Origin of the sequence: Paraburkholderia dilworthii, from assembly GCF_000472525.1 — a bacterium.
Lineage (GTDB): Bacteria > Pseudomonadota > Gammaproteobacteria > Burkholderiales > Burkholderiaceae > Paraburkholderia > Paraburkholderia dilworthii.
Window position 1 is genome coordinate 43,032 of record NZ_AWZT01000039.1, and the last position, 21,140, is coordinate 64,171.

Annotated in this window: 18 protein-coding genes; 15 read left to right on the forward strand and 3 right to left on the reverse strand. The window is 62.1% G+C overall.

The features are described from left to right. Positions 1-79 precede the first annotated feature (79 nt). Positions 80-1,063 (reverse strand): fumarylacetoacetate hydrolase family protein, encoded by a 984-nt coding sequence (locus F759_RS0126675; protein WP_027802544.1) that lies wholly within the window; start codon positions 1,061-1,063, stop codon positions 80-82. A 163-nt stretch (positions 1,064-1,226) separates the two neighbouring features. On the opposite strand from F759_RS0126675, the gene F759_RS0126680 reads away from it, so the two are divergent. The 7 genes from F759_RS0126680 (at position 1,227) to F759_RS0126710 (ending at position 9,427) form a co-directional block, all read left to right on the forward strand. Then, a complete protein-coding gene (locus F759_RS0126680; protein ID WP_027802545.1) occupies positions 1,227-2,114 on the forward strand; it encodes an IclR family transcriptional regulator in 888 nt (295 codons plus the stop codon). A gap of 64 nt (positions 2,115-2,178) precedes the next feature. Beyond that, the gene (locus tag F759_RS0126685) at positions 2,179-3,447 is read left to right on the forward strand and encodes a DUF3108 domain-containing protein (RefSeq protein WP_027802546.1); all 1,269 of its coding nucleotides are present in this window, start codon (positions 2,179-2,181) and stop codon (positions 3,445-3,447) included. A gap of 194 nt (positions 3,448-3,641) precedes the next feature. Next, positions 3,642-4,430: an alpha/beta fold hydrolase gene (locus F759_RS0126690; RefSeq protein ID WP_027802547.1), complete on the forward strand. Its 789-nt coding sequence runs from the start codon at positions 3,642-3,644 to the stop codon at positions 4,428-4,430. A gap of 118 nt (positions 4,431-4,548) precedes the next feature. Then, positions 4,549-4,806, forward strand: a complete 258-nt coding sequence (locus F759_RS0126695; protein ID WP_013337859.1) for a BTH_I0359 family protein — start codon at positions 4,549-4,551, stop codon at positions 4,804-4,806. Between the two features lie 346 nt (positions 4,807-5,152). Next, a complete protein-coding gene (locus tag F759_RS0126700; RefSeq protein ID WP_027802548.1) occupies positions 5,153-6,223 on the forward strand; it encodes a homocysteine S-methyltransferase family protein in 1,071 nt (356 codons plus the stop codon). Between the two features lie 107 nt (positions 6,224-6,330). Further along, entirely contained in the window at positions 6,331-9,048 is a 2,718-nt protein-coding gene (gene metH / locus F759_RS0126705; protein ID WP_027802549.1) for a methionine synthase, read from the forward strand. A gap of 172 nt (positions 9,049-9,220) precedes the next feature. Then, entirely contained in the window at positions 9,221-9,427 is a 207-nt protein-coding gene (locus tag F759_RS0126710; RefSeq protein ID WP_027802550.1) for a hypothetical protein, read from the forward strand. A gap of 193 nt (positions 9,428-9,620) precedes the next feature. Here F759_RS0126710 and F759_RS0126715 read toward each other — a convergent pair whose 3' ends face one another. Further along, positions 9,621-9,947 (reverse strand): DUF1840 domain-containing protein, encoded by a 327-nt coding sequence (locus F759_RS0126715; RefSeq protein WP_036025324.1) that lies wholly within the window; start codon positions 9,945-9,947, stop codon positions 9,621-9,623. A 429-nt stretch (positions 9,948-10,376) separates the two neighbouring features. On the opposite strand from F759_RS0126715, the gene argS reads away from it, so the two are divergent. The 6 genes from argS (at position 10,377) to F759_RS0126745 (ending at position 17,342) form a co-directional block, all read left to right on the forward strand. After that, positions 10,377-12,179 carry an arginine--tRNA ligase gene (argS, locus tag F759_RS0126720; protein ID WP_027802552.1) on the forward strand — a complete coding sequence of 601 codons (1,803 nt, stop codon included), beginning with the start codon at positions 10,377-10,379 and terminating at the stop codon, positions 12,177-12,179. A 61-nt stretch (positions 12,180-12,240) separates the two neighbouring features. Then, the gene (locus F759_RS0126725) at positions 12,241-13,062 is read left to right on the forward strand and encodes an SPOR domain-containing protein (RefSeq protein ID WP_027802553.1); all 822 of its coding nucleotides are present in this window, start codon (positions 12,241-12,243) and stop codon (positions 13,060-13,062) included. Between the two features lie 176 nt (positions 13,063-13,238). After that, on the forward strand, positions 13,239-13,877 hold the full coding sequence (locus F759_RS0126730; protein WP_027802554.1) for a thiol:disulfide interchange protein DsbA/DsbL: 639 nt from the start codon (positions 13,239-13,241) through the stop codon (positions 13,875-13,877). 16 nt (positions 13,878-13,893) lie between these two features. Further along, on the forward strand, positions 13,894-14,667 hold the full coding sequence (locus F759_RS0126735; RefSeq protein WP_027802555.1) for an SDR family oxidoreductase: 774 nt from the start codon (positions 13,894-13,896) through the stop codon (positions 14,665-14,667). Between the two features lie 3 nt (positions 14,668-14,670). Beyond that, entirely contained in the window at positions 14,671-15,489 is an 819-nt protein-coding gene (locus F759_RS0126740; RefSeq protein WP_027802556.1) for a helical backbone metal receptor, read from the forward strand. 266 nt (positions 15,490-15,755) lie between these two features. Further along, a complete protein-coding gene (locus F759_RS0126745; RefSeq protein ID WP_027802557.1) occupies positions 15,756-17,342 on the forward strand; it encodes an ABC transporter substrate-binding protein in 1,587 nt (528 codons plus the stop codon). A gap of 84 nt (positions 17,343-17,426) precedes the next feature. On the opposite strand, the gene F759_RS0126750 is transcribed toward F759_RS0126745, so the two are convergent. Then, complete coding sequence (locus tag F759_RS0126750) at positions 17,427-18,497, reverse strand: MBL fold metallo-hydrolase (protein WP_027802558.1); 1,071 nt, start codon at positions 18,495-18,497, stop codon at positions 17,427-17,429. A 124-nt stretch (positions 18,498-18,621) separates the two neighbouring features. Here F759_RS0126750 and F759_RS0126755 point away from each other — a divergent pair, with 124 nt between their 5' ends. Beyond that, on the forward strand, positions 18,622-19,026 hold the full coding sequence (locus F759_RS0126755) for a MerR family transcriptional regulator (protein WP_027802559.1): 405 nt from the start codon (positions 18,622-18,624) through the stop codon (positions 19,024-19,026). Between the two features lie 220 nt (positions 19,027-19,246). Further along, positions 19,247-21,112: a bifunctional isocitrate dehydrogenase kinase/phosphatase gene (gene aceK, locus F759_RS0126760; protein ID WP_027802560.1), complete on the forward strand. Its 1,866-nt coding sequence runs from the start codon at positions 19,247-19,249 to the stop codon at positions 21,110-21,112. The last annotated feature ends 28 nt before the right edge of the window (positions 21,113-21,140 follow it).

Below are 21,140 nucleotides of genomic sequence, written 5' to 3' on the forward strand. Positions count from 1 at the left end.
TGGCAGTGGCATCGGGCGAAACCCTTTCGCGCGACGTAACGTGACGCGACGGGAAGCGCCGCGAGGGCAACGCGCCGCGTCAATCTAGCGGTGCGATGCTCTGCTCGATGGAACCGAAGATCGACTTGCCCGCTTCGTCGAACATTTCAATCTTCACCGTGTCGCCGTACTTCATGAACTCGGTCTGCGGCGCGCCGTGGTCGATGGTTTCCAGGCAGCGTTTTTCAGCAATGCAGCAGTAGCCGCGCTTCGCGTCCTTGTTGGAGACGGTGCCCGATCCGACGATCGCGCCCGCGCGCAAATTGCGCGTTTTCGCGGCATGTGCGATCAGTTGCCCGAAATGAAACACCATGTCGGTGCCGGCGTCCGGCTGACCGACTTTCTTGCCGTTCCAATGGACGATCATCGGCCGGTGCACACGGCCTTCGCGCCAGTATTCGCCGAGTTCATCGGGCGTCACGGCGACCGGCGCAAACGAAGTAGCCGGCTTGCTCTGGAAAAAACCGAAGCCCTTCGCGAGTTCGGCGGGAATCAGGTTGCGCAGCGAGACGTCGTTGACGAGCGTAATCAGGCGCACGCTTCGAAGCGCCTGGTCGGGCGTAGCGCCCATCGGCACATCGGTCGTGATGACTGCGACTTCTGCCTCGAAGTCGATGCCGAACGCTTCCGACGCACACACCACATCGTCTTTCGGGCCGATGAAGTCGTCACTGCCGCCTTGATACATCAGCGGATCGGTCCAGAATTCCGGCGGCATTTCCGCGCCGCGCGCACGCCGCACGAGTTCGACGTGATTCACATACGACGACCCGTCCGCCCATTGGAAAGCGCGCGGCAGCGGCGCCATGCAGTCGCCGGCGTCGAATGAAAAGGTGTTGCGCGCGCGGCCCTGGTTGAGCGCGTCGTACAGATCGTGCAACTGCGGGGCGTAGAAAGTCCAGTCGTCGAGCACGCGCTGCAACGTGGGCGCGATCGCGTCGGCAATGGCCGCCGTGTGCAGGTCGCGGGACACGACGATCAATTGGCCGTCGCGCGTGCCGTCTTTCAGCGTGGCAAGTTTCATGGAGGAATGAACCGTGTTAGTGACGATAGAGGGAATCTATTCTACGATGGTGAATCGGCGCAGCCCAAGCCCTCTTGCAGGTGCGCAGTGAAAGACGCATTGCAGATGCTGTTCAGCCGGTTCTTCTTACATTGCCTTTGAACGCGCTTCGCGCGCCTTGCTCATGCCGCACACTGCCCGCTCCGACGCGATCCCTGACCACGCCGGCTCCGCCGAAGCACTCGGCGCTTCCGATATCGACGACGAAACCGCCGAGTCCGGCGAAGAGAAACTGCGCTCGGGCATCCAGTCGATCGAAGTCGGCTTCAGGCTGCTCGACGTGCTGACGCACGAACCGCGCGCGATGATGCTGCGCGATCTCGCGCAGCGCGCCGGTATGAGTCCCGCAAAGGCGCATCGCTATCTGGTGAGCTTTCTGCGCCTCGGCGTCGTCGCGCAAGACCCGCTCTCCGGGCGCTACGAGCTGGGCGGCTTTGCATTGCAGTTGGGGCTCGCGCGGCTTGCTCGCGTCGACGGCGTGAAGCTCGCACGGATCGCCCTCGCCGAATTGCGCGACCGGCTGGATCTGACGGTGGGCATCGCCGTGTGGGGCAATCAGGGGCCGACCGTCGTCCACTGGATGGAGTCGAGCCATCCGGCGAAAGCGTCGTTGAAACTCGGCGATGTGATGCCGCTGCTCAGTTCCGCTACGGGCCTGCTGTTTGCGGCCTATCTGCCGGCGGGCAAGACCGCCGCGATGCTCGAGCGCGAGCTGGCCGACACGCGCCGCTCGTCCCATAACGGCGTGCCGCGCACGCGCGAGGACGTCGAACGGATGCTGGCGGATGTGCGCGAGCATCAGGCGGCGCGCGTCGAAGGCATGCTGCTGCCGACCATTCACGCTTTCTGCATGCCGGTGTTCGACTCGACGGGCGAGCTCGCGCTCGGCCTCATCGCGCTCGGCCACGAAGGCGCGTTCGACATCGGCTGGGGCGGCGAAATCGACACGGCGCTGCGGGAATGCGCGCAAAAGCTCTCGTATGAGCTGGGGTATAGTCCGACGCCACGTTGAAGCCCGCGCGCCAACGTCCATTCGTTCACCCGTTTGCTACCGCACCGCACGAATTCATTCGCCGATGGCTTTACCTTCCGCCGCACGCCATGCCGACCTCACGCTCGCAGACGAGCCGCGCGCCCGTTGGGGCACGTGGCGATGGGTCGCCGTGTTGCTCGTGGTAGGCGTCCTTCACTGGATCGCCGCGCAATGGGTCGAGCGCCACCGCGCGACGCTGAATCCATCCGACGACCAGCACCTGCCCGTGCAGGTCGCGCTGCTGAAGCCAGAGCGGATCGAGCGCACTCCGGCTCCCACGGCCTCCGCCGCGCCCGCGCAGGAGCGACAACGCAAGCCCGCCGCCAGCAAGCCGCGCGAACCTGTATTGACCGCCTTGCGACCGGCCGAAGAACCCACCGTGCAAACGGCAAACGCCGCATCGGACGCCGCGGCCAGCGAGCCTGTCGCAAACGCAGTGCCTGCGAGCTCTCCCGCCGGAGCGTCTGCAAGTGCAAGCGCAAGCGGAAACACAAACGCGACGCAAGCGGCGCCCGGCGTGAAGTTCTCGGTTCCGCCGTCCGGCGACCTTCAATACGACACGTTTTACAACGGCGTGCGCAACCAGCCGGGTACGATTCACTGGACCAGCAGTGCGCAAAGTTACGACATGGTGGTTTCGGTGCCCTTACCTTTTGTGGGCACATTCGTGTATTCCAGCCACGGCCGTATCGACGCATTCGGTCTCGCTCCCGAGCAATACGTGGAAAAGCGCGGTCATCGCGCGGAAGACGTTTCCATCTTCAATCGCGCCGACAGGAAGATCGCTTTCACGCGCACGCCGGCCACGCTGCCCTTGCCCGACGGCGCGCAGGACCGCTTCAGCATGGTGATGCAACTGGCGAGCCTCGTGCGCGGCGACCCCGCCGCGTACAAGCCGGGCGTCACGCGGCAGTTCTTCGTGGTGGACAGCGACAGCGGCGAGGAGTGGCCCGTCGAGACCATCGGCGACGAAACGATCCGCACCGCACAGGGCTTCCTCGAAACGCGCCATTTCAAACGCCTGCCCCGCCGCGAGGGCGACCAGCGCCGCATCGACGTGTGGCTCGCCCCTTCGCTCGGCTGGCTACCCGCGAGACTCGTGCAGACAGAGCCGAACGGCACGCAGTTCGAACTGGTGTGGCGCGGCAAGCTCGACGCCGATAACGGCGCGGGTTCGTCCGATGCATCGGCAAATACAGCGCCTTCCGCTGCGCCGGCCAGTGCGTCCGACGCCGCGCCGCTGAATTCGCCGCCAGGGCCGCCCGTCGATCCGGCCGGCGCCGACGAAAATTCCGGCATCATCAAGCCCTGATAACAAGCTGGCGGACAACCCCGGCGACGCCAGCGTGGACTCGAATAGTGCCTCGCACATTCCCACGAAACTTCCTTTTCGACGCGGACTCTGCATCATCTGATGCAGCCGTTGGCGAGTCGCTACGTCCATGCTACGTCCATGCGCCACGCGTCGACGGATTCTTCCACTGCGTTCCCCTTGAAGGAGCCCTCATGCAAGTAAACATCAACGGTATCGAGACGCGCTACGTGCTAAGCAATGAAGGCGGCGGCCCCTGGCTTACCTTCATTCATCAGCTTGGCGGCGATCTGTCGGTCTGGGACCAGCTAGCCGGCTATTTCCGCGACGACTACACGGTTCTCCGCTACGACGTGCGCGGTCACGGCGAGACAGCCGTGTCGAAAGCGCCGTTCGCCGTTGCGGATCTCGCCGCCGACCTCGCCGCGCTGCTCGATGCGCTGGGCGCACCGACCACGCACCTCGTGGGCATGTCGATGGGCGGCATGATTGCGCAGCAGTTCGCGCTCGACCATCCTTCGCGCGTCGACACACTGACGATTGCGGACAGCGCCGCCGCCAATCTGCCGGAGGCCCGCGGCATGTGGGATCAGCGGGCCGCAAACGCGCGCCAGGACGGCATGGCGTCGGTCGTCCCCGCCACGCTCGAACGTTGGCTGACGGAAGCTTTCAGGACCGCCCATCCTGAAGCCGTGGAGCCGATACGCGAGGCGCTGATACGCACGTTGCCAGAAGGCTACGCAATGGCGTGCGAAGCGCTGCGCGACTTCGACGTACGAGGTAAGCTGGCAAGCATTCGTTGTCCAACCCTTGTCGTGGCGGGGCGCCACGATACGGGCACGCGGCCTGCTGCTAGTCAGGCGATAGCAGATGACATTGAAGGCGCTCACTTCGAATTGCTCGACGCCGCTCATCTTGCCCCAGTCGAACAGTCTCAACGTTTTGCCGCACTGCTTGAAACGTTTCTTGAAAGGCCGGTCTAACCGGTAGGTTCGGAACTTTTACAAGCGTCAATCCGGACCCACCCCTTGAATTCCACACCATAAGCTCCACGTATGGCGCAGGAATGGCCAGGAGCCAACGGAAATAAGGAGTGTCGCCATGCAAATGATCTATAACAGCCCCAACTATTGTGTCGTCGAGTTTCCGCCGCAGGAAGGTCCGCTGGCCATGAAATCGGGTGGCTATGAGATCGTCGACAAGAACATGCAGCGCGAAATTTACATCGACGGTGCAATGGCGGCGCGGTTTCGCGAGAACGTGCAAAAGCTGATCGAAGAAGAACCGTCGCTCGACGAAGTGGACGAATTCCTCGGCCAGTTCGACAGTTTGATGCATCAACCGGTAATTCTTCACTGAGCGCAAGGTCGCACCCCCGCGTTTGCGGTGTTTGTAGCGATTTCAATGTTTTTGGCGACATATATCGACCGCGCCGTCCGGCTTCGCCAGCGGCCTTTATAAGACGGTCGGCAACAATGAAAGCGGTTCAGCGGGCTTCGGCCTGCTGAACCGTTTTCTTTTGCGGCGCGCGTCAGCCAGGTGCATCCGGCATCTCACGACGCATTCCACATTACATCTGTTCACCGGGCACCGTGGCATCGCTCGCGGCATTCGTCAGCGCTGCCGCGCCCGCGCCCGGCGAGATTGCCCGGCTGCGGCTACAATGACAGGCTCCCGAAAAAGCCGGCGCAAGCCCTTGTCCGCCATGAACCAGCCAGCCCAAACCGCCAAGCCAGTCCGTCCCGAGCCCGCCTACACGCGCGGCGCGGCGCTGCCCGCGCTGTTGAAGTCGCGCATCTTGATTCTGGACGGCGCAATGGGCACGATGATCCAGCGCTACAAGCTCGACGAAGCACGCTATCGCGGCGAGCGATTCAAGGACTATGGGCGCGACATCAAGGGCAATAACGAACTGCTGTCCATCACGCAGCCGCAGATCATCGGCGAGATTCACGAGCAGTATCTGGCTGCGGGCGCCGACATCATCGAGACGAACACGTTTGGCGCGACGACAGTCGCGCAGGCGGACTACGGCATGGAAGCGCTTGCAGTCGAGATGAATCTGGAGTCGGCAAAGCTTGCGCGCGCCGCATGCGACAAGTATTCGACGCCCGACAAGCCGCGCTTCGTCGCCGGCGCGATCGGACCGACGCCGAAGACCGCGAGCATTTCGCCCGATGTGAACGATCCGGGCGCGCGCAACATCACGTTCGACGAACTGCGCGCCGCCTATTACGAGCAGGCGAAGGCGTTGCTGGACGGCGGCGCGGATCTGTTCCTCGTCGAAACGATCTTCGACACGCTCAATGCAAAGGCCGCGCTTTTCGCGCTGGATGAACTATTCGAAGACACCGGCGAACGTCTGCCGATCATGATTTCAGGCACGGTCACGGACGCCTCCGGGCGCATCCTGTCCGGGCAGACGGTCGAGGCATTCTGGAACTCGCTGCGGCATGCAAAGCCGCTCACCTTCGGTCTGAACTGCGCGCTGGGCGCGGCGTTGATGCGTCCGTACATCGCCGAACTCGCCAAGCTCTGCGACACGTATGTGTCGTGCTATCCGAACGCGGGTTTGCCGAATCCGATGAGCGATACGGGCTTCGACGAATTGCCGGCTGACACGTCGGGACTGCTGAAGGAATTTGCCGAGGCGGGCCTCGTGAATATCGCGGGCGGCTGCTGCGGCACGACGCCGGAGCACATCGCGGCGATAGCCCGCGCGCTCGCCGAAGTGAAGCCGCGCAAATGGCCAACGCAATATCGCGACGCCGCGTAAGCGGCGTCGAAGCAGACGCACTTCAGACGCACTTCAGACGCAAACGAGCCGCACCTGAGACGCATTCAGCCCGCACCTAACGCACGTAACCGACTCGCACATACGCCATGACCGATCACACCATGCGCCTTGCCGGCCTCGAGCCGTTCAACGTCACGTCCGGGACGCTCTTCATCAACGTTGGCGAACGCACCAACGTCACAGGCTCGAAGGCATTCGCGCGAATGATTCTGAACGACCAGTTCGACGAAGCGATCGCTGTCGCCCGTCAGCAGGTCGAAAACGGCGCGCAGGTGATCGACGTCAACATGGACGAGGCGATGCTCGATTCGAAGGCGGCGATGGTGCGCTTCATGAATCTGATTGCGTCGGAGCCGGACATCGCGCGCGTGCCGATCATGATCGACTCGTCGAAGTGGGAAGTGATCGAAGCGGGCCTGAAGTGCGTGCAAGGCAAGGCAATCGTCAACTCGATTTCGTTGAAGGAAGGCGAACAAGCGTTCCGCCATCACGCGAACCTGATTCGCCGCTACGGCGCGGCGGCCGTGGTCATGGCGTTCGACGAGCAGGGCCAGGCCGATACATTCGAGCGCAAGACGCAGATCTGCAAGCGCTCTTATGACTTCCTCGTGAACGAAGTGGGCTTTCCGCCGGAAGACATCATCTTCGATCCGAACATCTTCGCCATCGCAACCGGCATTGAAGAGCACAACAACTACGCCGTCGACTTCATCAACGCGACGCGCTGGATCAAGCAAAACCTGCCGTACGCGAAAGTGAGCGGCGGCGTGTCGAACGTGTCGTTCTCGTTTCGCGGCAACGATCCCGTGCGCGAGGCGATCCACACCGTGTTCCTGTATCACGCGATCCAGGCCGGCATGGACATGGGCATCGTCAACGCGGGGCAGCTCGGCGTGTATGCCGACCTCGATCCGGAACTGCGCGAGCGTGTCGAAGACGTGGTGTTGAACCGCCGTCACGACGGTACCGACCGTCTGCTCGAAATCGCCGACAAGTTCAAGACCGGCGCCGCGAAGAAAGAAGAAAACCTGGAGTGGCGCAACCAGCCGGTCGAGAAGCGCCTGTCGCATGCGCTGGTGCATGGCATTACGAACTTCATCGTCGAAGATACCGAGGAAGTACGCGCGAGGATCGCGGCCGAAGGCGGCCGTCCGATCAACGTGATCGAAGGCCCGCTGATGGACGGCATGAATATCGTCGGCGACCTGTTCGGCCAGGGCAAGATGTTCCTGCCGCAAGTCGTGAAGTCGGCGCGCGTGATGAAGCAGGCGGTCGCGCACCTGATCCCGTTCATCGAGGAAGAAAAAAAGCAACTCGCGGCCGCGGGCGGCGACGTGCGCGCGAAGGGCAAGATCGTGATTGCCACCGTGAAGGGCGACGTGCACGACATCGGCAAGAACATTGTCTCGGTGGTGCTTCAGTGCAATAACTTCGAAGTGGTCAACATGGGCGTAATGGTCCCATGCAACGACATCCTCGCGAAGGCGAAAGTGGAAGGCGCGGACATTATCGGACTCTCGGGGCTGATTACGCCGAGCCTCGAAGAAATGGCCTACGTCGCGTCGGAAATGCAGCGCGACGACTACTTCCGCGTGAAGAAGATTCCGCTGCTGATCGGCGGCGCGACCACCTCGCGCGTGCACACGGCGGTGAAGATCGCGCCGCACTACGAAGGCCCGGTGGTGTACGTGCCGGACGCGTCGCGTTCGGTGTCGGTCGCCTCGAGCCTGCTCTCCGACGAAGGCGCAACTAAGTACCTCGAGGAACTGAAGGCCGACTACGACCGCATCCGCAGTCAGCACGCGAACAAGAAAGCGCTGCCGATGGTCACGCTCGCCGAAGCCCGCGCGAACAAGACCCCGATCGACTGGAAGGGCTATCAGCCGGTCAAGCCGAAGTTCATCGGCCGTCGCGTGTTCAAGAACTTTGACCTGAGCGAATTGGCGAACTACATCGACTGGGGGCCGTTCTTCCAGACGTGGGATCTCGCTGGCCCTTATCCAGCGATTCTCAATGACGAGATCGTCGGCGAATCGGCGCGGCGCGTGTTCTCCGACGGCAAGTCGATGCTTGCGCGTCTGATCCAGGGCCGCTGGCTGCAAGCTAACGGCGTGGTCGCACTGTTGCCGGCCAACACGGTGAATGACGACGACATCGAAATCTACACGGACGAATCGCGCAGCGAAGTCGCGCTCACATGGCGCAACCTGCGTCAGCAAAGCGTGCGGCCGGTGGTCGACGGCGTAATGCGGCCGAACCGGTCGCTTGCCGACTTTATTGCGCCGAAAGATTCAGGCGTGGCCGATTACATCGGCATGTTCGCGGTCACGGCGGGTCTCGGCGTCGACGTGAAGGAAAAGCAGTTCGAGAAGGATCACGACGACTACAGCGCGATCATGCTGAAGGCGCTCGCGGACCGTTTCGCCGAAGCCTTCGCCGAAGCACTGCATGCGCGCGTGCGGCGCGACCTGTGGGGCTACGCGAACGGCGAGAGCCTCGCGAACGAGGATCTCATCGCGGAGAAGTATCGCGGCATTCGCCCAGCGCCCGGCTATCCGGCGTGCCCGGACCATCTGGTGAAGCGCGACATGTTCGAGGTGCTGCAAGCGGGCGAGATCGGCATGAGCGTGACCGAATCGCTTGCAATGCTGCCTGCGGCCAGCGTTTCGGGCTTTTATCTCGCGCATCCGGACAGCACGTATTTCTCGGTGGGCAAGATCGGTCAGGATCAGCTGGAGAACTACGCGCAGCGCATGTCGCTCTCCAAAGCGGATGCCGAGCGAGCGTTGGCGCCGTTGCTATGAGCCATAACAGCCGATGAGCGGGCGTGGCGGGAAACCGACTATATCGGGCGAGAAAGACTGAATATTTGCGGCAACGTAATTTTCGGCTTTGTAGACTGAGGCGGCTTGACCCGCCAGACGCGACCAAAACGCGTCGGCTCATCTAATTGCAACCGTCAACGGAGAGAATCCTATGAAGAAGCTGGCGCTGTTATTGACTGCTCTTTCGCTTGCCGCGGGCGCTTCGGCGGCGCTCGCGCAAACCGCCGCTCCGGCCGGCGCGAGCGCGGTCAGTTCTTATTCGCCGCCCACGGCGAAACACGTCAAGAAACCGAAGAAGCAAAAAATGAAGAAAGGTGCGTCAGGTCCCGCGGTCGCTCCGGAAGCGGCCAGCCAGTAAGCAACGTTGCGACGCTAGCCGCTCTAGGCTTTGCAACGAAAAGAGCCCGCGTCATCTGAGCGGGCTCTTTTTTCATGGGCACATTTCACGCGTGCCGCCGGCATCGAGGCCGCAGCAAATACTGCCCGGCGAGTACCTCGCGGCAAACGCCACGCGAGGGCTCGGCCGAGTGGCCGGGCCTAGCTCGCGGGTACTACAGTCCCCAAACAATGTCCGCGTTCGCCTTTTGCGCGGCGCGCAGCATGTCGAGGAACGGATAAGCGCGTTGCGCGAGTCCCGGCGGAATCTCGTGGTGCTCGTGACCCTCTTCGTTCTCGTGGAAATGGCCGTCGTGTTCGGCGCGTTCCTGCTTGTCGAAGGTGATGGCCGCTTCCAGTTTCTCGATGGCCGCGCCTGTTTCGTCGTGAGTAATGACGCCCCGCTCCCCAAGGCGTTTACCGACGATGCCGACCAGGTACTGTGCCAGGTTCTCAAGCATCATGACGTCTGGGCAAGCGCGGCATTTGAAAGTAATCAACATGACTGTTCCCTTTTTCGTTATGTTGGGTTGACGCGCGAGCAGCGCTCAACGCCGCCGTCAGCGCGCGCTCCGTTAGCTCGCCAAAGAGACGCGGCGGCATCGGCCCTTGCTGGGCATCTCATTGAACATATTAGCACCTGCTAAAATCCGTCTGGACGGAAAAGCGCGCCTCGCTGCGCCGCGCGCAAAGGCACAAGCGGCGTGGCCAGCCCGGCCGGTTCGCGCCTGCATGCCACAGCAGCCATGCCTTCGCAGGACGCCGCGCAGCGCGCTGATCGCGTTGCAGGCAACGTGCCCAACGGCGAGCCTGTCATGCCGATGCATCGACGAGCGAACCGCTTTCCACGCTTCCGACGAATCGGCCGCGCCTGCCGCGCAGCCGGCGCCTCTTTTGCATCACCGGATTGCCTCACTGGACTCGCAACAAGCATGCTGCCCGCACATAAACATACTCTCGAAACACTGCTCGCCGACACGGTGAAGCAGGTCGCTCTTGCCACGCAAGGCGCGACCGAAGCCGCGTTCGTGTCGCCCACCATCGCGCTGGAGCGTCCGAAGGTCGCCGCGCACGGCGACGTCGCGTGCAATGTGGCGATGCAACTCGCCAAGCCGCTGCGCGCCAATCCGCGCCAGCTGGCGCAGCAGATCGTCGATGCACTGCTCGCGCAGCCGCAGGCTCAAGGCCTCATCGAATCCGCCGAAGTCGCGGGGCCGGGCTTCATCAATCTGCGCCTCGCCGCTGCGGCCAAGCAGGCCGTGATCGCCGCGGTGCTCGCCGAAAAAGATACGTATGGCCGCTCGCAACGCGACGCTGGCAAGCATGTGCTGATCGAATTCGTGTCGGCGAACCCAACGGGGCCGCTGCACGTTGGGCACGGCCGCCAGGCTGCGCTCGGCGATGCGCTGTCGAACGTGCTCGCGTCGCAAGGCTGGGACGTGCATCGCGAGTTCTATTACAACGACGCCGGTGTGCAGATCGCCACACTCGCACTGTCCACCCAGGCGCGCGCACGCGGCCTCGCTCCGGGCGACGAAGGCTGGCCGGCTTCGGCGTACAACGGCGAGTACATTGCCGACATCGCGAAAGACTATCTGAACGGCGTCACGGTATCCGCTAGCGACGGCGAGCCCGTCACAGGCGCGGGCGACGTCGAAAATCTCGAGGCGATCCGCCGTTTCGCGGTCGCGTATCTGCGCCGCGAACAGGACATGGACTTGCAGGCGTTCGGCGTGAAGTTCGACCAGTACTACCTGGAGTCGTCGCTTTACACCGAAGGCCGCGTCGAGAAAACCGTGCAAGCGCTGATCGCCGCGGGCAAGACCTACGAGCAGGAAGGCGCGCTCTGGCTGCGCACCACCGACGACGGTGACGACAAAGACCGCGTCATGCGCAAGAGCGACGGCACGTACACGTACTTCGTGCCGGACGTCGCCTATCACGTTGCGAAGTGGGAGCGCGGCTTCACGAAGGTCATCAACATTCAGGGCTCCGATCACCACGGCACGATCGCGCGCGTGCGCGCCGGCCTGCAAGGGCTCGGCGTTGGCATTCCGAAAGGCTATCCGGACTACGTGCTGCACAAGATGGTCACGGTCATGCGCAACGGCGAAGAGGTGAAGATCTCGAAGCGCGCGGGCAGCTATGTGACCGTGCGCGATCTGATCGAATGGTCAGGCGGCGCAACGCCGGGCTCCGAAGCTGCCGTCGATCTGATCGATGAAGAGACGATTCGCCGCGGCCGCGACGCGGTGCGCTTCTTTCTGATCTCGCGCAAGGCCGACACGGAGTTCGTCTTCGACATCGACCTCGCGTTGAAACAAAATGACGAAAACCCCGTGCACTACGTGCAATATGCGCATGCACGGATCTGCTCGGTCATCGCCGAATGCAAGGCACGCTATGGCGCCGATCAAAACGCGGACGAGAGCGCGCTCGCCAGTGTCGACCTCGCGCCGCTCACGAGCGAGCGCTCAATGGCCTTGCTGAACAAGCTCGCCGAATTCCCTGACATGCTCCAGCATGCCGCCGACGAACTCGCGCCGCATGCGGTCGCGTTCTATCTGCGCGACCTCGCCGGTGAATTCCACTCGTTCTACAATGACAGGGCCGAGCGCGTGCTGGTCGACGATGCAACCGAACGCAAGGCACGCGTCGCGCTGCTCGCGGCTACGCGTCAGGTGCTCGCCAACGGTCTTGCGATCATCGGCGTCTCCGCTCCATTCAAAATGTAAGTCCTCCGGCGCAACATGCACGCGGCCGTCGTTATAATCGGCGGCCGTTCCAGGATTCTTTTTGCAGGTGATTCATACGATGGCAAAACCACGCCGCACAACAAAGCAATCGAAACAAACCGGGGGTACTTTTCTCGGCATCGTGCTGGGCCTGATCGTCGGCCTTGCGATCGCGGTAGTGGTGGCGCTGTATATCACCCGTGCGCCTACGCCGTTCGTGTCGAAGGTCGCGCCGCCCGCTGCGTCCGATTCGAGCGCGAGCCAGGCGCAATACGATCCGAACCGTCCGCTGCAAGGCAAGACGCCGGGCCAGCCGGTGCCGCAGGCCGCGCAACCCGCGCCGCCGAACACCGCGCCTGGCCAGACCAATTCGCAGACGCAATCGGGCATGCTGGAGCAGCCGCAGATCATCGAAGTGCCGCCGACCATCGGCAACAATTCGAACGGCAACGGCACGGCGGTCGCGCCGAAGCCCGCGCAGGATAACGGCAGCAGCGCCGCGGCAGCAGCGCCCGCGAAGAAACCGCAGGGCACCAACGCGCCGGCTGCTACGGCTGCGGGTTCCGCGCCGAAGAGCACGTCGTCGGCTACAGCCGCGAACGGCAAGCCGGGTTCGGGGCCAGCACCGGCACCCGGCGACGCGAACACCGGCTACTTCCTGCAAGTGGGCGCCTACAAGACCGCCGCCGACGCCGAACAGCAACGCGCGCGTCTCGCGTTCCAGGGCTTCGAGTCGAAGGTCACGCAGCGCGATGCGGGCGGCGTCACGTATTATCGCGTGCGTATCGGACCGTTCTCGAAGTTCGAGGACATGAACGCGAGCCGTCAGCGTCTGTCGGATGCGGGCGTGGACACAGCCGTAATCCGTTTCACCAAACAATAAACAGCGAGTGATCCACCTGCATGCGCCGCCGCCGAACTATCGGTGCGCGGCGCATGTCACAAGAATCGCAAGCACGATTGAGCACGACGGACGATAGAACCGTCCAACGCCGATTTGAAAACGGTGACGGGCATTTGCGTGGCGCCACTGTTTACGCCTACTTGGGTCAACAAAACATGAAAAAACTGCTGAGCATTCTGTTCCTTTCGCTGGGCCTCGTCGCGGCCACGGCGCAGGCATCGCCGTCGGCGCCGGTCGCGGGCAAGGACTACACGGTGTTGCCGACCACGCAACCCACCGACGTGCCCGCCGGCAAGATCGAAGTCACCGAATTCTTCTGGTACGGCTGCCCGCACTGCAACGAATTCGACCCGTACCTCGAAGCATGGGTGAAGAAACAGGGCGCGGACGTGGTGTTCAAGCGCGTGCCGGTCGCCTTCCGCGACGACTTCATTCCGCACTCGAAGATGTACCACGCGCTCGACGCACTCGGCCTCGCCACGCAACTCACGCCCAAGGTTTTCAACGAGATCCACGTCAACAAAGACTATCTGCTGACGCCGGAAGATCAGGCCAAATTCCTGGCGAAGAATGGCGTCGATCCGAAGAAGTACATGGACGCGTACAACTCGTTCTCAACGCAGAGCGCGTTGCAAAAAGACAAGAAGCTGCTGGAAGACTACAAGATCGACGGCGTGCCGACTATCGCCGTTCAGGGCAAGTATGAAACCGGCCCGGCCGCGACCAACAGCCTGCCCGGCACCGTCCAGGTGCTCGACTACCTGGTCCAGCAGGTTCGCGCGAAGAAGATGTAAAGCCCGAGGCGCCGGAATGAGCTCATCGTTGAAAGTTTTCATTACCGGCGCGTCAAGTGGGATCGGCCTCGCGCTCGCCGCCGAATATGCGCGGCGCGGCGCGATTCTTGGCCTCGTTGCCCGCCGCGGCGACGCTCTTGCCGCCTTCCATCGGTCTCATCCGCAAAACTCCATTTCGATTTTTTCCGTCGACGTCCGCGACGCCGAGGCGCTCGCCGAAGCGGCCGCGCAGTTCATCGCGCGACACGGTTTGCCGGACATCGTGATCGCCAATGCGGGCGTGAGCCGTGGCGCGGTCACTGGGCAAGGCGACCTGCGCACCTTCCGCGAAGTGATGGACATCAACTACTTCGGCATGGTCGCCACGTTCGAGCCGTTCGCCGCAGCGATGATCGCCGCCAGACAAGGCGCGCTGGTCGGCATTGCCAGCGTCGCAGGCGTGCGCGGCTTGCCGGGCTCGGGCGCGTATAGCGCGTCGAAGTCGGCGGCGCTCAAGTATCTCGAAGCGTTGCGCGTCGAAATGCGTCCGCACGGCGTCGGCGTGGTTACTATCGCGCCGGGCTATGTCCGCACGCCGATGACCGCGCACAATCCCTACACCATGCCCTTCCTGATGGACGCAGAGCGCTTCGCGGAAAAGGCTGCGCAGGCGATCGAGCGCCGCACGGCCTTCGCTGTGTTTCCCTGGCAGATGCGCATTGTCGCGATGCTGCTGCACGTAGCGCCGCGCTGGCTTTACGACCGCGTGTTCGAACGCGCGCCGCGCAAGCCGCGCGCTGTCGCCGAGTAAATCATGTCTGTGCGTGCGGTCGATGCAACCGGCGTCGCGCACGAGAAAGCGGGTGTCGGCACGCGCATCGTCTCGCTGGTGCCGAGCATTACCGAACTGTTGTTTGCTCTGGGCCTCGAAGGGCGGATCGTCGGGCGTACCGGCTTCTGCGTGCATCCGCGCGACAAGGTTCGCAACGTGCCCAAGGTCGGCGGCACGAAAGCGGTGAATGTCGATGCGCTCCGCGCGCTGCAACCCACCCATCTGATCGTCAATATCGACGAGAACGAGCGCGGCACTGTCGACCAGTTGCGCGCGTTCGTGCCGCATGTCGTTGTGACGCATCCACAGACTCCGCAAGACAATCTCTCGCTCTACACGCTGCTGGGTGCGATCTTCGACCGCGAGAAAGAAGCACGCGATCTCGCTGCAATGCTTGAGGCGCGTCTGCACGAGGCCGCCTCGCACGAATTCGCCGAGCAAAATGTACTGTATCTGATCTGGCGCGAACCGTGGATGACCGTCGCGCGCGACACTTACATCTCCGCGATGTTGCGCCTCGTGAACTGGCGAACGCTGCCCGATGTGCAAGGCGGAGCAGCAGGCGCGGCCCGCTATCCGGTGTTCGATTTCGACCGCTCGCCGTGGCTTGCCGGGGTCGATCGCATTTTGCTTTCGAGCGAGCCCTATCGCTTCACGCAGGCTCATTGCGATGCGCTGAAACGCGATCCGCGAGTGGCCGGCAAGCGCATCGAGTTGATCGATGGAGAAATGGTCTCGTGGTACGGCGTGCGAGCGATCGAAGGCATCGCTTATCTGATGAAGCGCGCAGCGGCCGAGTGAATGCGCGGCAGGCCCCGCACACGTCCATTCCATATGAATATGTGGATTATGTTGTTGTCGCCGCAACGGCCCTTCGATAAGCTTTCGCGAAGGCCGGCGCGTGCATGGCCCCGATTAATGGCGCCCATGCGCGGGGGACGGAAACGTATCAGAATGAAGTCGGCGGCCACGCCGCCGGCTGAGGGTCGCTGTCGCCGGTCGCCCGTCAACGGAACATAACCACAAACCAGACGCACTGCCTGACTGCGCTTGTTATCGGAGATCTTATGCGCTTCAAACTGCTCGCAGCCGCCGTACTGTTCACGGCGCCCGCGCTCGTGCTCGCCAAACCGCTGACCGTCTGCACCGAGTCGAGCCCCGACGGCTTCGATGTCGTGCAGTTCAACTCGCTCGTCACGACGAATGCGTCGGCTGACGTGATCTTCAATTCGCTGGTCTCGTACGACGAAGCCGCGAAGAAAGTCGCGCCGTCGCTCGCCGACAAGTGGGACGTGAGCGCGGACGGCCTCACCTACACGTTCCATCTGCGCCCGAACGTGCAGTTCCAGACCACCGATTACTTCAAGCCGAGCCGGCCGCTCACCGCTGACGACGTCGTGTTCACGTTCGACCGCATGTTGAACGACAGCAATCCGTGGCACAAGGTAGCGGGCGCGAGCGGCTTCCCGCATGCGCAGTCGATGGGCTTGCCGAAGCTCATCAAGTCGATCAGCAAGGTCGATGACAACACCGTCAAGTTCGAACTGAACGCGCCGGACGCGACGTTCGTTTCTATTCTCACGATGGGCTTCGCCTCCATCTATTCGGCTGAATACGCGGATCAGTTGCTCAAGGCCGGCAAGCAGGTCGACCTGAACTCGAAGCCGATCGGCACCGGTCCATTCGAACTGAAGAGCTACACGAAAGACGCGGTGATCCGTTATGACGTGAACCCGACCTACTGGGGCCCGAAGCCGAAGATCGACCGCCTGATCTATGCGATCACGCCCGACGCCACAGTGCGCGCGCAGAAGGTGAAAGCGGGCGAATGCCAGATCGCGTTGTCGCCGAAGCCGCAGGATCTCGCGGATGCCAAGCAGGACAAGTCGCTCGCCATCGTGCAGACGCCCGCATTCATGACCGCGTTCGTCGCATTGAATACGCAGAAAAAGCCGCTCGACAACCAGAAAGTGCGCGCCGCGCTAAACATGGCGTTCGACCGCAGCACGTATCTGAAAACGGTGTTCGACAACACGGCGACGCCCGCCGTGAACCCGTATCCGCCGAACACGTGGAGCTACGACAAGGCGGTGAAGGCGTGGCCGTACGATCCGGCGAAGGCCAAGAAACTGCTCGCCGACGCCGGCTATCCGAACGGCTTCGAAACCACGATCTGGGTGCGCCCCAACGGCAGCGTGCTGAATCCGAATCCGAAGGCGGGCGCCGAGTTACTGCAAGCCGACTTTGCAAAGATCGGCGTGAAGGCGGACGTGAAAGTGATCGAATGGGGCGAACTCATCAAGCAGGCGAAGCAAGGTCAGCATGACTCGCTATTCATGGGCTGGGCGGGCGACAATGGCGATCCGGACAATTATCTGTCGCCGCTCTTTAGCTGCAATGCGGTGAAATCGGGCATCAACTTCGCGCGCTTTTGCAATGAGGATCTCGACAAGTTGATCGCCGAGGGCAAGTCCACGCCGGATCAAGCCAAGCGCGCGAAAGCGTATCAGGCCGCGCAGCAGATCATCCATGATCAGGCGCTGTGGATTCCGCTCGGCTATCCCACGGCGGCCGCCATTACGCGAACCAATGTGAGCGGTTATCACGTGAGTCCGTTCGGACGACAGAACTTTGGCGCGGTGGTGGTGCAGTAATCACTGGCTGCGCTGTGAGGCACAGAAAAAACCCGGTGGAGGAAGCACCGGGTTTTTTAATGCCGCGTCGGATGGGGCGAGCAATCACGCCGAGAACCGGATCACTCCATCGTCATCCAGCCGGCGCTTCAATGCCCCGGCCAGCCACAGCAAATGCAAGTGCGCGAGCGCTTCACCCATCGCGAACGTCATCTGGTGAATGTCGAGTTCGCGCTTGAACATCAGCGGCACGATATCCGCCGCGCTTTGCGGTTTTAACGCACACGCCTCGCGCACTTCGGCCAGACGCGCATCATGATGCTCGCGGAGTTGCCTCACGCGCGTACGCACGCCACGAAACGGCTTGCCATGCGACGGCAGCACGAGCGTGTCTTCCGGCATCACCTCATAGCGCGCAAGCGACTCAAGATAAAGCGCGAGCGGCGAGCCCTCCGGCTCCATTGCGAACACCGACACATTCGTCGAAATGCGCGGCAGCACCATGTCGCCGGATATAAGCACACCGGTCTCTTCACAGTGCAACGCGCAGTGCTCCGGCGAATGTCCGAAGCCTGTGACCACGCGCCACGTCTTGCCGCCGATCGTCACGCCATCCGCTTCGCGCAGACGCCGATACTGGCCCGGAACTTCCGGCACCAAGTTCGCGTAATAGCTCTGGCGGCTGCGCAGTTTCTCAAGCGATTCCCGGTCGGTCACGCCGTGCAGCGCAAAGTGCCGCGCAGCGCCCTCGCCGCCCGCATTCGAGCCGTCGCCGGCCGCCATCACGCGAGCCTGCATGTATTCGCCGAGGGTCATCCACAGCCGCGCGTCCCAGCGCTTCTTATCACCGCCGCCGCATACCCAGTGCGCGAGTCCGATGTGGTCCGGATGACAATGCGTGACGATCACGCGCAGCACCGGCAAACCGTCGAGCGCCGACTCGAACACTTTCTCCCAGTTCTCCTTGATCGCATCTGACGCGATCCCGCAGTCGACCACCGTCCAGCCCTGCTGACCGTCGATCTGGTCGCGCAGCAGCCACAGGTTGATATGGTCGAGTGCAAACGGCAGCGGCATGCGCAGCCAGAAGACGCCGGGCGCGACTTCCTGCGCCCGGCCGGGTTCGGGCAACGTGTCGCCGAACGGATAGTCGAGTTGATGTTCGAGTGCATTCATTGGGGTGTCTTCCTCCACGCATTGTGCGTACTTGCCGCAGGTTGCATTCAACCCAGGTTGACGATAACGTAAACGTCGATTCTATCGTTCAATCCTATTGTTTGCCCGGCTACCGAATGTCCCGATGAACACGCAATACACGATCACCGACCTCGCGCGGGAATTCGACGTCACGCCGCGCGCCATACGTTTCTACGAAGATCAGGGTTTACTCTCGCCGAGTCGCGAAGGTTCGAGCGGCTTGCGGCGCGTCTATTCGGGCCGCGACCGCACCCGGCTCAAACTGACGTTGCGTGGCAAACGGCTCGGCTTCACGCTTTCGGAGATTCGCGATCTGCTGGACGTGTACGAATCGCCGACCGACACGGTGTCGCAGCTGCACGCGTTTCTCGCGACGGTCGCGCGTCATCGCGAGGTGCTGGAGCGGCAGTTGGAAGACCTGAACGCGACACTCGAAGACCTCGCGCAATACGAAGCCCAGGCCCGCACGCTGCTCGATAACAACACGCGCGAACCGAAGCCCGCGTGAGAGGAACGAACGGCGAAGCGAACAAATTTTTTGCTGAAAATTGGATTGTTTAACGCGTACCAGACTGGGAATTGAGCGGAGTTGGCCGGAAAAGTCGGCGAACGTCTGCTAACGCCGATAGGGCGCGAGAGCACGAGTCGAGCGGCGCAATGCGTCGCGGGCCCACCCGAACGATACAATCACGGGTGTCTTCACGACATGGGACGAATGCACGGTCGACATGAATCACTTCCCTAAACTGTTATCGTCGCAAATCGGCTTTGACGTTGCAGAGACGCTGCTCGAAGGGTTCAACCGGCACTACCGGATCTTTCGCGACGCGGCGATTCACGCCAAAACATTGTTCGAAAACGGCGACTGGCACGGCCTGCAAAAGCTCGCGCGTGAGCGCATTACGTCTTACGACGATCGCGTCCAGGAATGCGTCGAGTTGCTCGAAGACGAGTACGACGCCGAGGGTATCGACAGCGAAGTGTGGCAGCAGATCAAGCTGCACTACATCGGCCTCTTGACGAGGCACCGTCAGCCCGAATGCGCGGAAACGTTTTTCAATTCCGTGTGCTGCAAGATTCTGCACCGCTCGTATTTCAATAACGACTTCATTTTCGTGCGCCCGGCGATCTCGACCGAGTACATCGAGAACGACGAGCCTGCGGCGAAGCCGACTTATCGTGCGTACTATCCGGGCAAGGACGGCCTCGCCGCCACGCTCGAGCGCATCGTCACGAACTTCCAGCTGGAGCCGCCGTTCGAAGATCTGACTCGCGACGTCGGCTGCGTAATGCAGATGATCCACGACTCGTTCGGCATATTCGACGAAGCGCCGAACTTCCAGATTCATGTGCTCTCGTCGCTGTTCTTTCGCAACAAGTCGGCGTATATCGTCGGCAGAATCATCAATGGCGATATGCTGCTGCCGTTCGCGGTGCCGCTGCGCCACGCGCGGCCAGGTGTGCTCGCACTCGACACCGTGCTGCTCAAGCGCGAACAGTTGCTGATCATCTTCAGCTTCTCGCACTCGTACTTTCTGGTCGATATGGAAGTGCCGTCCGCTTACGTCGAATTCCTCGGCACCATCATGCCGGGCAAACCGAAGGCCGAAATCTACACGTCTGTGGGTTTGCAGAAGCAGGGCAAAAATCTGTTTTATCGCGACCTGCTGCATCACCTGTCGCATTCGAGCGATCAGTTCATCATCGCGCCCGGCATCAAGGGGCTCGTGATGCTGGTGTTCACGCTGCCCTCCTTTCCGTATGTGTTCAAGCTCATCAAGGACAACTTTCCGCCGCCGAAGGAAACCACGCGCGCGAAGATCCAGGAGAAGTATCAGCTCGTCAAACGGCATGACCGACTGGGCCGCATGGCCGACACGCTCGAATATTCAAGCGTCGCGCTGCCCCTCTCGCGGCTCGACGAAGCACTGGTGCGCGAACTCGAAAAAGAGGTGCCGTCGCTGCTCGAATACGACGGCGACAATCTCGTGATTCGCCATATGTACATCGAGCGCCGCATGGTGCCGCTCAATCTGTTCCTACAAAGCGATAACGACGACGACGTCGATCACGGCATCAAGGAATACGGCAACGCGGTCAAAGAATTGATGCAGGCGAACATCTTCCCCGGCGACATGCTGTACAAGAATTTTGGCGTGACCCGCCACGGCCGTGTGGTGTTTTACGACTACGACGAGATCGAATATCTGACCGATTGCAACGTGCGCGCGGTGCCGGCGCCGCGCAATGAGGAAGACGAAATGTCGGGCGAGCCGTGGTACTCGGTCGGCCCGCACGACATTTTCCCGGAGACGTATGGCACTTTTCTGCTCGGCGACCCGCGCGTGCGCCGCTCGTTCATGCAGCATCACGCGGACTTCTTCGATCCCGCCCTGTGGCAAAAGCATAAGGATCATCTACTGAAAGGCGAATTGCCCGACTTTTTCCCGTATGACAGCAGCGTGCGCTTCTGCATCCGCTATCCGGAACGCTTTGTCGATGCGGCATCTAATGGATCTGATGGATCCAATGGCTCGAACGCGCAGGATCCAGCAGAAGCGCCGGCAGACGAGCGCAGCGTGAGAGTCGCATAGCTGCTCACACGCCGCGTGTACCTCGCCG

Excerpts from the sequence above, each read along its gene's own strand:
- F759_RS0126675 (WP_027802544.1), bottom strand. The coding sequence starts at position 1,063 with ATGAAACTTGCCACGCTGAAAGACGGCACGCGCGACGGCCAATTGATC.
- F759_RS0126680 (WP_027802545.1), top strand. The coding sequence starts at position 1,227 with ATGCCGCACACTGCCCGCTCCGACGCGATCCCTGACCACGCCGGCTCC.
- F759_RS0126685 (WP_027802546.1), top strand. The coding sequence starts at position 2,179 with ATGGCTTTACCTTCCGCCGCACGCCATGCCGACCTCACGCTCGCAGAC.
- F759_RS0126690 (WP_027802547.1), top strand. The coding sequence starts at position 3,642 with ATGCAAGTAAACATCAACGGTATCGAGACGCGCTACGTGCTAAGCAAT.
- F759_RS0126695 (WP_013337859.1), top strand. The coding sequence starts at position 4,549 with ATGCAAATGATCTATAACAGCCCCAACTATTGTGTCGTCGAGTTTCCG.
- F759_RS0126700 (WP_027802548.1), top strand. The coding sequence starts at position 5,153 with ATGAACCAGCCAGCCCAAACCGCCAAGCCAGTCCGTCCCGAGCCCGCC.
- metH (WP_027802549.1), top strand. The coding sequence starts at position 6,331 with ATGACCGATCACACCATGCGCCTTGCCGGCCTCGAGCCGTTCAACGTC.
- F759_RS0126710 (WP_027802550.1), top strand. The coding sequence starts at position 9,221 with ATGAAGAAGCTGGCGCTGTTATTGACTGCTCTTTCGCTTGCCGCGGGC.
- F759_RS0126715 (WP_036025324.1), bottom strand. The coding sequence starts at position 9,947 with ATGTTGATTACTTTCAAATGCCGCGCTTGCCCAGACGTCATGATGCTT.
- argS (WP_027802552.1), top strand. The coding sequence starts at position 10,377 with ATGCTGCCCGCACATAAACATACTCTCGAAACACTGCTCGCCGACACG.
- F759_RS0126730 (WP_027802554.1), top strand. The coding sequence starts at position 13,239 with ATGAAAAAACTGCTGAGCATTCTGTTCCTTTCGCTGGGCCTCGTCGCG.
- F759_RS0126735 (WP_027802555.1), top strand. The coding sequence starts at position 13,894 with ATGAGCTCATCGTTGAAAGTTTTCATTACCGGCGCGTCAAGTGGGATC.
- F759_RS0126740 (WP_027802556.1), top strand. The coding sequence starts at position 14,671 with ATGTCTGTGCGTGCGGTCGATGCAACCGGCGTCGCGCACGAGAAAGCG.
- F759_RS0126745 (WP_027802557.1), top strand. The coding sequence starts at position 15,756 with ATGCGCTTCAAACTGCTCGCAGCCGCCGTACTGTTCACGGCGCCCGCG.
- F759_RS0126750 (WP_027802558.1), bottom strand. The coding sequence starts at position 18,497 with ATGAATGCACTCGAACATCAACTCGACTATCCGTTCGGCGACACGTTG.
- F759_RS0126755 (WP_027802559.1), top strand. The coding sequence starts at position 18,622 with ATGAACACGCAATACACGATCACCGACCTCGCGCGGGAATTCGACGTC.
- aceK (WP_027802560.1), top strand. The coding sequence starts at position 19,247 with ATGAATCACTTCCCTAAACTGTTATCGTCGCAAATCGGCTTTGACGTT.